Annotated in this window: 8 protein-coding genes; 2 read left to right on the top strand and 6 right to left on the bottom strand. The window is 56.3% G+C overall.

Annotated elements, in window-relative coordinates; translation table 11 throughout:
* A partial coding sequence (locus tag EKL30_RS18630) for an ankyrin repeat domain-containing protein (RefSeq protein ID WP_199748610.1) occupies nucleotides 1-241 on the top strand: 241 nt, incomplete at its 5' end.
* A 21-nt stretch (nucleotides 242-262) separates the two neighbouring features.
* On the opposite strand, the gene EKL30_RS18635 is transcribed toward EKL30_RS18630, so the two are convergent.
* The 6 genes from EKL30_RS18635 to EKL30_RS18660 form a co-directional block, all read right to left on the bottom strand.
* Complete coding sequence (locus tag EKL30_RS18635) at nucleotides 263-1,033, bottom strand: fumarylacetoacetate hydrolase family protein (protein ID WP_126708753.1); 771 nt, start codon at nucleotides 1,031-1,033, stop codon at nucleotides 263-265.
* A gap of 63 nt (nucleotides 1,034-1,096) precedes the next feature.
* Entirely contained in the window at nucleotides 1,097-2,572 is a 1,476-nt protein-coding gene (locus EKL30_RS18640) for an amidase (RefSeq protein ID WP_126708754.1), read from the bottom strand.
* An 8-nt stretch (nucleotides 2,573-2,580) separates the two neighbouring features.
* The gene (locus tag EKL30_RS18645) at nucleotides 2,581-3,873 is read right to left on the bottom strand and encodes a TRAP transporter large permease (RefSeq protein ID WP_126708755.1); all 1,293 of its coding nucleotides are present in this window, start codon (nucleotides 3,871-3,873) and stop codon (nucleotides 2,581-2,583) included.
* The gene (locus EKL30_RS18650) at nucleotides 3,873-4,556 is read right to left on the bottom strand and encodes a TRAP transporter small permease subunit (RefSeq protein ID WP_126708756.1); all 684 of its coding nucleotides are present in this window, start codon (nucleotides 4,554-4,556) and stop codon (nucleotides 3,873-3,875) included. Before EKL30_RS18650 ends, EKL30_RS18645 begins: the two co-directional genes overlap by 1 nt.
* Nucleotides 4,553-5,602 (bottom strand): TRAP transporter substrate-binding protein, encoded by a 1,050-nt coding sequence (locus EKL30_RS18655; RefSeq protein WP_126708757.1) that lies wholly within the window; start codon nucleotides 5,600-5,602, stop codon nucleotides 4,553-4,555. Before EKL30_RS18655 ends, EKL30_RS18650 begins: the two co-directional genes overlap by 4 nt.
* 60 nt (nucleotides 5,603-5,662) lie before the next feature.
* Entirely contained in the window at nucleotides 5,663-6,952 is a 1,290-nt protein-coding gene (locus EKL30_RS18660) for an alanine--glyoxylate aminotransferase family protein (RefSeq protein ID WP_126708758.1), read from the bottom strand.
* A gap of 210 nt (nucleotides 6,953-7,162) precedes the next feature.
* On the opposite strand from EKL30_RS18660, the gene EKL30_RS18665 reads away from it, so the two are divergent.
* Nucleotides 7,163-7,861 carry a GntR family transcriptional regulator gene (locus EKL30_RS18665; protein WP_126708759.1) on the top strand — a complete coding sequence of 233 codons (699 nt, stop codon included), beginning with the start codon at nucleotides 7,163-7,165 and terminating at the stop codon, nucleotides 7,859-7,861.
* Nucleotides 7,862-9,311 lie beyond the last annotated feature (1,450 nt).

A 9,311-nucleotide genomic window follows, 5' to 3' on the forward strand; every position in this document is an offset into this window, starting at 1 on the left:
CGTCGATCACGTCAACAACCTGGGATGGACGGCCTTGCTCGAGGCCATTATCTTGGGTAACGGCGGCGCGCAACACCAGCAAATCGTCGCTCTTTTGCTGAAGGCCGGTGCGAATCCGACTCTGGCCGACCGGGAAGGCATCACGCCGCTGCGCCATGCAAGGTCACATGGCTATCGTGAGATTGAGGAAATGCTGGTCGCCGCAGGCGGCTCGCGCGCCCAACCGTGTAGAGGCCGCTAAAGGTTCGGTAGCGATTTGACCCTACAGCTGCACTTCGGCTAGCCCGATACCATCGAAACTGACTATGACATGGTCGCCTTGGTGGGCTTCGAGGATGCCGACCCAGGTCCCTGTCGTTACAACCGTTCCGGCGGGAACGGTTGCTCCGTCGCGCGTTGCGTGGCGCAGCCAGGCGGGGAGCCCCCAAGTCGGTCGACCCAAGGGATGCGAGCCACTCTGCTCGACGACAGGCTGTTGACCGATCTTCACCCGGCAAGTTTGTTGTGACCAGTCTTGCGCCGACCAGGGCTGCCAATCGCCCAACACGAGAGCGCCGTGGCTCTGCAGGTCCGCAAGGCGAAGTAGCGGTGGAGCGGAAATGCCCTCAATCCAGCGCGAATCGACGATCTCGATGGAAACAGCCATAGCATCGATCCGGCTGATGGTACTGGCTTCGTCCAATATCGCAGCGTCTTGCGCATTAACGTCCTGGCCCAGGCGCAAAGCGATCTCGGCTTCGATATAGCGGTTATGGAAAGGGAAATCACCCGCTGAAGCAGGGCTGCGCCACACTCCCTTCGGCGGTAAGGGCGCGTGCGTTAGCATTGATTCACGAGAGGCACCGCCAGACTTCCAGTAGCGGGGGAAATTTATGTCGAACCAGCCAAGTTGCCGCGCCACGGCAGCCTGTGCATCGTATGCGTCGTCGGCGCTGTTCAACATATGGGAATGGTCGGCTGATTGCAGTGTACGGTGCTGTTGGCGGGCAGCCAATAGTGCATCGGCGACATGTTGAGGCGAGCATTGCGTCATTGAAAAATTCCTGAGGGCTGTTTATGTTTAAGCACCGCGATTGAATCGCGGAACTGCGATAATTTACTGAGCGGAAGTTGTACCGATCGAAGGCCAGCGGTGTGCCCACGGCGAAGCCGCTTCGTAGGCTTCGCCAAGGTCAAGCAACAGGTCGTCGGCGCCATAGCGCGAAATCATCTGAATGCCCATGGGCAAACCTTCTGGGCTCGGCGCGACGGGAACGGCAAGCGCGGGCAGGCCGGCTGCGTTAACCCATGCCGTGAACACGGCATGGCCACGTGGCCCGACAGGTTGCCCCGCGATAATTGGCGGGAATGCTTCGCCCGCCGGCCACGGCAATGCTGCCGTCGCGGGCGTAATCAAGATATCGTATTCGCTGAACAGGTCGACGCAGTCGCGCCGTAAGGCTTCCACATCTTCGATGATTTGCCAAAGTAGCGAGGCTTCGTGACGCGAACCCTGTTCAGCCATGTCGAGATATTTGGTTGAACACGCCTCACGCCATTGCGGATGGCGCTGGAACAGGCGGGCCAGACCTACCTGGCCGATGACCGGCCATGCCTGTGTCATGAAAGACAGATCCAACGGCAATTCGCCCTGTTGAACGTCGTGGCCCAATTCGCGCAAGGTCGCCATTGCGTCGTGGCACCGCGTAGCGATGCGAAAGTCGACCGGGGCGTTGTCCAACGTCGGCACATACAGTATCCGTAATGACGTTGCGCGAGATTCACAGGCCTCTGGCACAGGTGTCTTTGCTGACTCAGCTGCGTAAGATCGGCGATCGTTGGGATGGGGTCCCCGAAGCACGTTGAATAGAGTCCTGGCGTCGATCACGCTTCGGGCCAGGGGGCCTGCCACTTCGAAATCCAACAGCAATGATGGTAGGCCGCCATCGCGTGCAATGGAGCCAATTGATGGCTTGAACCCAACCAGCCCACAGTGTGAGGCGGGCCGTCGGATAGACCCCCCGCCGTCTGTTCCCAGCGCTATCGGGGTGACGCCGGCAGCGACACTGGCGACGGCGCCGCCGCTGGATCCGCCGGGGGTGAGGGCAAGATCCCACGGATTGACGGTAGCCCCGAAAAGGCTATTGTCGGTGTATCCTTCAAGCGCGAACTCAGGCAGGTTGGTCTTGCCAATGATGAGGGCGCCGGCAGCCCGCAATCGCGCTACAGGCAATTCATCATTATCGGCCACATGCTGCCGAAGGGCGGGCGAACCCCAAGTGGTTGGCAGGTCGCCGGTTTGGAGATTGTCTTTGATGCTGACCGGCACGCCATCCAGCGGGGATAATGGTTGACCTCGTGCATAGCGTTCAGCGGATGCATCCGCATCACGTAAAAAGGCCTCGTCGCGTCGTGCGATCACTGCATTCAGCTGGGGATTCACGGCATCGAGCCGTGCCAGGCATGCATCCGCCACGGCCCGCGGCGTAAGCATGCCCTCGAGGTATTGTCGATGCAACTGGGCTGCGGATAATCGCCAGACGTCAGCCTGGCCTGTGGCGGGTTCTTCAAGATGATAAGTCACGCGTTTCATGGTTAGACCTACATGTGCGCCGGCAGCCATGTCACCAACCAAGGTGCGACAAGCAGCAGCAAGGTGAAAAGCAGCATGATCACCGCATAAGGCAAGGCGCCCCAGATTGCGTCCTCGATTCCGCCGTTGTCCGGCCGGATGCCATGCACGACGAACAGATTCATGCCCACGGGGGGCGTGATCATGCCCAACTCGCACATCAACACGATAAAGATGCCGTACCAGATTGGATCAATGCCCAACGCCATGGCGATCGGGTAGGTGATCGGAATAGTCGCCACCTGCATGGACAGCACGTCCATGAACATGCCCAGAATCAGGTAGAAAAGCATCAGCACCAGAATCAGGCTCGTGGCTGACAAGCCCAGGCCCACCACCCAGCGCGTCATGGATTCAGCTACCCCGGTAAGGCTGATGGTGAGATTCAGGATAAATGCGGCGACCATGATCAGCAGAATCATGCCGCTGAGGCGGGCGCTGGATATGAAGCAATTACGGAGCAGTTCCCAGTTCAGCCGACCCGAGCGCCAGACGAAATACATGGCTGCCACGACGCCCAGGGCTGCGCTCTCGGTCGTGGTTGCAATCCCGAAATATAGGCTTCCCATGACCACGCCGAATACGACAGCCGGGGGAATGAAATGCCGCAGGAGGCGAATACGTTCGTTCAGCGGCACGGAAGCTTCGCGCATCGTTTCACCGCGCCAAAGTGCCGAGGCTGCGATAAAGACCATAAACAGCGCAGTCAACAGCAACCCGGGGATGATGCCCGCGATGAATAATTTTCCAATTGAATTGTTGGTCAGCGAACCATACACGATCATGTTTAAGCTGGGAGGAATCAAGATGCCCAGGGTACCGCCGGCGGCTAGGGAACCAAGCGACGAGCGCATGGAATAGCCACGAGCTTGCAGAGACGGCAAGGCGACAGTTCCCACCGTTGCAGCGGTCGCGACCGATGAGCCCGAGGTGGCTGCAAAAAGCGCACAGCTGCCGATATTGGTGTGCAACAAACCACCGGGAAGGCGGCCTAGCCAGGCCGACAGGGTGCTGTACATGCGATCGGCGATGCCGGATCGCAACAGCAATTCGCCCAACAACACGAACAGCGGTATGCACGTCAAGAGGTTATCATTCTGCGTGCCCCAGACCACGGGCACGATAGAATCGAAAAAAGGGATGCCATAGGCGGCTATGCCCCCGACAATGCCCACGACGGCCATGGATACTGCAATAGGCAGTCCGAACAGCATCATGACAAGCATGGTAAAGAAGCCAGCCGCGATGAATAGTATGCTCATTATTGCGCTCCTTGTTGGCGCTTAGCCAAGTCATCCAGCTCTTCCTTGACTTCCTCTTTCGCGCTTTTGGGCGAGAACTCGGAAAGAAGCGCGCGCTCATTGCCTTTCAGCAACAGGCCCAGTGCTCGAAGCGCGTAGAGGGTCGCGACGACGGCAAAGATGACGAGGCCACCGAACCAGACTGCCTGCGGATAAATCAGCGGCGTTGCCCAGGGGGTGGGCGCCGTGCTTCCATAGGACAACGTGTCGGTCAGCACTTTGATGGCTGCATAGGTAATTAGCAGACCAAACGCGGCCAAGCTGATGATCGACACGGCATTGAGCCAGGCCTGCAGCCGTTTCGGGAAACGATCGTGGAACACGTCGACGCGGATGTGGGCTCGCCCCATGAGGGCGAGGGTGAACGCCAGCGTCGAGCCTACAGCAAGCGCATAACCGCCCAGTTCGTCGGCACCCTGTAGCGAAAAGTTGAATAACTTGCGCGACACGGTCTCGACCGAGACCACCACGGCGAAGCTTAGAAAGATAAACCCGAAGGCCCCAGCCAGCAACGTTTCAAGACGCTGTCTGTGGCGCACGCGTCGCTGGCTGGCGGCCACGTCGGAAGCATGCGCGACCGTGTCCACATGCTGGCTTGCTGATGCCAGTGGGGACTGTTTGTTGAGAGGAGCGGCGCTGGTCATTGCAGCCCCACCACTTTACCTACGGTTTCCCTCCAGCGCTGGACGCAGCCCGGATTAGTCTTGTCGCAGACGTCTGCCCAAGCCGGCAACGAAACTTGTGTCACTGCCGATTTAAGCAGGGCACGGTCAGCGTCGGAAATGGGTACGTTCACCAGATTGAACTTTTTGCCCGTTTCGCAAGGATCCTTGCCAGTGTTGCAATTGACTGCATCTTTGAAGAGCTTTTCGGAATAAACCCATATGTCGTCGGTCAAGTTCGTGATCGCATCCTGAAGCTTGCTTTGTTGATCAGGCGAGAGCTTATCCCATGCCTTGAGACCGATCGCATAACCGTTGATGGCCATCTGAAAACCAATCGGCAGTTGGTGGGTGGTGACTTCCGGCCAGCCTGAAGAGTTAGCGGAGCTGGGCCCGGTGATGGCGCAGTCGACGACGCCTAGCGAAAGCGATTGGTGAGTGTCAGCGAATGAAATAGGCACAGGCGTACCGCCGATGCTTTGAATGAACTTGGCAAGGTTTTGATCGTATACCCGAACTTTAAGCCCTTTGACGTCCGCGAGCTGGCTAATCGGCTTCTTGCAGAACAGCACTTGCGGACCGAAGGCAAATACGCCAAGCAGCTTGACGCCGAACTGCTTTTGCAGCCGTTCATCGGCCAGCTTGTAATAGGCTTGCGTGGTTCTGCGGGCGCCGGCGTAATCGGGATTCAGCCCGACCAGATCAAATCCCAATAGGGTGGGTTCGTCGCGCGCGTTCTGGGGGAAGCGTAGCGACGCCATTTCAAAAAGGCCGGACTTCAGGATGCGAAGCTGTTCAGTGTCTTTGATGCCCAGGGTATCAATGGGCTTGTATTCCATTTCAATAGGCAGGCCGGTGGCAGTCAGGAATTTTTCAAAGAATGGCTGTTCTTTATTGCTTTGGATCAGGCCGGTGGCAAGCGGCTGGCCGATGACGCGCATTTTCAGATTCTCTGCTGCCGATGCGGTGGTGCAAAGTCCTGCGACGAGGGCGGCTGCCGCCATGATTTTGGAATATTTCTTCGACATCGATGTCTCCTGGGTTATAGGTAGTGCAGCGTATTAGTGTCGATTTGTGAAGATCGCTGATTATGCCGTTCCAACCATGGCTTCGGACTGCGAGTTGAGTACTTTCGCCTCGGTATGCGGAATGTCGATGGTTTCTTGTGGATGACGGGCCTGTGCGGTAGCCGTCGCTTGCAGGTGCTTCATCGCGGCGGCGACGCCGTCGCCTTTCAGCTGGACGCCCGCCATTTGTAGCCCCATTTGGCAGCCGCACAGCGTAGCCAATAAAGTCAGTTCGTTGGCATCGCCCAAGTGACCGATGCGAAACATCATGCCTTTGAGTTTGCCAAGTCCTGCTCCCAGCGACATATTGAAATGCTCATAGATCAACTTGCGTACGTGGTCGGCATCGACGCCCTTGGGCATCATTACGCCGGTGAGCACAGGCGAATGGCAGGCGGCGTCGACACATTGGATTTCCAGCCCCCAGGCCTCGACGGCGGTGCGACAGGCGATGCTAAGGCGCCTATGGCGATCAAAGACTTGTTCGAGTCCTTCTTCAAGAATCATGTCGAGCGCTTCGGACAAACCGTACAAGAGATTCGTGTTGGGGGTGTAGGGCCAATACCCCGTCTTGTTCATTTCAATGATCTCGTCCCACGCCCAAAATGATCTGCCTATTGTTGCTTGCTTGCTGGCCTCGAGCGCCTTTGGAGACACAGCGTTGAAGCTGATGCCGGGTGGCAGCATCAAGCCCTTCTGGGATCCGCTTACCGTCACGTCGACTCCCCATTCGTCATGGCGGTAGTCTGCCGAAGCAAGGCCCGATATCGTGTCCACCATGAGAAGAGCGGGGTGCTGGGCGGAATCGATAGCCTTGCGCACCGCTGCGATATCGGAGGTGACGCCAGTCGAGGTTTCGTTGTGCACGACACAGACCGCCTTGATCTTGTGCTGTGGATCGCTCTTCAGGCGAGCCTCGATCATGTCGGCCTGGGCGCCGCGTCGCCAACCTTCAAGGCCGTGTAACCCCAGGAACTCCGGTAGCAAACCCAGACGCTCGGCCATTTTCTTCCAGAGGGTGGCGAAATGCCCCGTTTCGTACATAAGAACGGTATCGCCTCGGCTCATGGTATTGGTGAGTGCCGCTTCCCATGCCCCCGTGCCCGAGGCCGGAAAAATTACGACAGGGTGTTGTGTCTTAAAGATTTTGCCAATATCTTTAAGTATTTTGCGGCCCAGCACGCCGAATTCCGGGCCCCGATGATCAATGGTGGGGTAGCTGATAGCCCTGAGAATACGATCGGGCACAGGGCTTGGGCCAGGAATTTGAAGGTAGTGCCGACCGGCTGGATGGAAATTGAGGTTTGGCATTGCAAGTGTCTCCGTTTCTTGGCGTTGTTATACGTTATACAAAATACAATATCAGAAAGGGCGCGCTACAGTTACTAGGGAGTTTTACCGACACGCCCACATCCACATAGAGAAATATGGATAAATCGAGGGACGCTTTAGCCAGTATTTAGAAGTATTTCGCCTTAGCGGCATAACAACGCGTTTACGTTTTGAATATATAATACAAATATGAAGTCAAACGATACGGCAGTCACCACAGATATAGCATTGGCTCGCGACACACTCCACCAGCGTGTCGCGGCGCGCTTGCGCGAATTACTAACACACGAAGTTCTCGGGGCCGGCGCCAAGCTCAACGAGCGCGAACTGTGCGAGTCGCTAGGGGTATCGCGCACCCCCCTTCGTGAGGCCATCCGCCTGCTGGCGGCAGAAGGTCTCGTCACTCTGGAACCCGGGCGCGGGGCTTTTGTGCCGGTGTTGTCCGATGAAGATATCGCACACACTTTCGACTTGCTATCTGCTCTAGAAGGCCTGGCTGGCGAGCTTGCAGCACGGCGCATCTCCGACAGTGAGCTCACGGAACTGCGTGCGCTGCAGCTTGAAATGAGCGCGGCATTCGAACGCCGGGACCTGCCCGCTTACTATCGCTTCAATATCCGCATCCATGACTTGATCAGCCAGGCAGCGGGCAATCCCGTACTTCGCGAGACCTGGAGCCAGGTCAACAGCCGTATGCAGGCTTTGCGATTTCGGTCTAATCAAGACGAGGCAAAGTGGGCACGCGCGCTGGAAGAGCACGCGCAAATACTGGTCGCCATGCAAAATCACGACAGTGAGATGGCGCGTCATTTGCTTTCGACGCATTTAATCCGCAAGCGCGATTCGGTGCTTGAGTTGCGTCAGAAGACCCGCGCAGGCAGCGCCTGAACGCGAGCGTTTAAGCGCTGCCTTTAGTGCGTCTTTTTCATCGACATCACGCGTACTTATGTCCGGCCTACCATTCGCCATCTTTGCTGGAGTTCTGAGCCAGGCCAATGCGGTGATTGTGGGGCGCTTTGGTTTTGCACCCAATCTGCGAACTGTTCACGTTGTTGGCATAGATCTCGAACTATCCGGAGTTTCAGGATAGTTGGGTTCTATGCCAATTTTTGGTAGCGACAAAATCGCTAACCGTCTCCGTCAATCAATTCTGGACGTGGACTAAGGATTCATGCAGACACCCACGTAGTAGTTGTAGCCACATTTATGGCCCGATTGCGTTCCAATATGGTGCAGATAGCCGTTTCTATTTCCGCAGACGCTTTTTGCATAAGCTACCGGATCAGCGCCACAGTATTGGCGCGGCTGGAAAAGTTGCGTTGTCCCAATATCACGTTCGCCAACGCTAAGCTGAAAAATGCTGGGGGGTTTTGATGAGGGTTCGATAGGGTCAGTACCTTGAAGCGCGATTGGACCCGTGAAAAGCGTCGGTGTGCCTAGACCCTGAGCTTCGCTTGATTGCGTCGTGACGGGCTCTGCTGGGGCTGTACCCTGCGTCATTGGTGGACTGGTGACGGGCGTCGCTCGGGAGCCGCACCCCCCGAGGAATAACCCACTGAGAATACATAGTGAAACCGGAAGCCATACTCGACGTGTTTTCATTTCGTACTCCGTTTTTAGTGTTTTTAAAACGAAAAATCCATCCTTTTAGGCATTGCGAAGGGCCAGATCACTATATCTTCGAATGCCCGACATTCTGGCCGGAATGTCGGGTATGCGTTGGGCACAGCTATTGAATCACCTTTAATATACCGGTCTCGATAACGCTCGGTTGTAAGCATGTGAAGCGTTTTAAAGTCGCTTGCAAGTAGTCATTGAATCTACACGCCTGAGCATCGATGGTTTAAAGTCAGTTTAAATTCGCTATTGCGACAAACCGGATGCAGTCCGGGCGCAGTGATGGGTTGGTCTACAAAGACATGTTCGAAAACAATGTGCCGTATTACTACGACTGTCCGCCCATAAACTTGGTTATGGGTTTGGGCCTTGACCTGCTAGTTGCTCGTGTTCGCTGCGGCTGGACTGGCCGCTTCTGCCATGTGCTTCGGAAGCCGCGACGAAGACAAGCAGTAGGGCGTTGTATCTGCTGAAAAGGTTTGCCTATCCCCTGGGCTCATTCAGGCAACTAGATAGTAATAGGCCTTGTCAGACCACACATGGATCAAATGTACTAAGTCAGATTTATCCTGGCAGACGTTGTCAGTTCCGAAAGACAGAAAACGATCGAGGCTGTGTGAAAACCCCCATTTTCTGTGCGATCAGTTCGAGGTAGAGTTCTAGGCATGTTGAGTGGGGATTCAATATGTCCAGATACATCACAGGTCAAGACAGACAGCAA

The sequence above is a fragment of the Candidimonas sp. SYP-B2681 genome (assembly GCF_003971065.1).
Taxonomy (GTDB): Bacteria; Pseudomonadota; Gammaproteobacteria; order Burkholderiales; family Burkholderiaceae_B; genus Pollutimonas.

Coding starts and splice junctions, on each gene's coding strand:
- EKL30_RS18660 (WP_126708758.1), bottom strand. CDS start 6,952: ATGCCAAACCTCAATTTCCATCCAGCCGGTCGGCACTACCTTCAAATT.
- EKL30_RS18640 (WP_126708754.1), bottom strand. CDS start 2,572: ATGAAACGCGTGACTTATCATCTTGAAGAACCCGCCACAGGCCAGGCT.
- EKL30_RS18635 (WP_126708753.1), bottom strand. CDS start 1,033: ATGACGCAATGCTCGCCTCAACATGTCGCCGATGCACTATTGGCTGCC.
- EKL30_RS18650 (WP_126708756.1), bottom strand. CDS start 4,556: ATGACCAGCGCCGCTCCTCTCAACAAACAGTCCCCACTGGCATCAGCA.
- EKL30_RS18655 (WP_126708757.1), bottom strand. CDS start 5,602: ATGTCGAAGAAATATTCCAAAATCATGGCGGCAGCCGCCCTCGTCGCA.
- EKL30_RS18665 (WP_126708759.1), top strand. CDS start 7,163: ATGAAGTCAAACGATACGGCAGTCACCACAGATATAGCATTGGCTCGC.
- EKL30_RS18645 (WP_126708755.1), bottom strand. CDS start 3,873: ATGAGCATACTATTCATCGCGGCTGGCTTCTTTACCATGCTTGTCATG.